This is a genomic window from Pontimicrobium sp. MEBiC01747 (assembly GCF_053601635.1).
On record NZ_JBSHNS010000616.1, the window covers coordinates 1 to 540 of the forward strand.

The following is a 540-nucleotide window of genomic DNA, read 5'->3' on the forward strand; positions in this document are numbered from 1 at the left end:
CCAAAACAAACACTAGGATTGTTAGGATTAGTAGGCGTATCGATAAAAGGACAAGCACAATTAGGCGCAGTTACCATTAAGGTGTCTTGACACGATCCATTAACAGCACTAGTTGCAGTAATTGTAATATCCGTTCCAGCAGGAACACCAGTAATAGAGTTACCAACAACAGTTCCTGCAGAGGTCGTAATAACAGCAGAAGCAGGAGAAATGTTAAAAGAAACATCGTAAGTTAATAAGTTAGCAGCACAAGTAGTTGCAGTAAAGTTAAGTACAGGTGTTTGATTAATATTTATAGTAGCAGTACTAACATCGTTAGGACAAGGATTTGTTCCAATAACAGTATAATCGAAGGTACTAGTAGTTGCACCAACAGCTGGTGTAAAAGTACCAGCTACAGCATTAAAAGTACCGCCAGATCCAGAAGTTTGCGACCAAGTACCACCAGCATCTTCACCAGCGATTAAACTAAATAAATCTATAGTTGTAGAACTATCGTCACAGATAGTAATGCCTCCATCTGCGCCAGCATTAGCAGGC

At 39.8% G+C, this 540-nt stretch carries 1 protein-coding gene; it reads right to left on the minus strand.

The genetic code is table 11. The features are described 5' to 3' along the window. Positions 1-540 (minus strand): hypothetical protein (locus tag ACVC2P_RS21125; protein ID WP_452600420.1); only part of this gene is annotated, 540 nt, incomplete at both ends.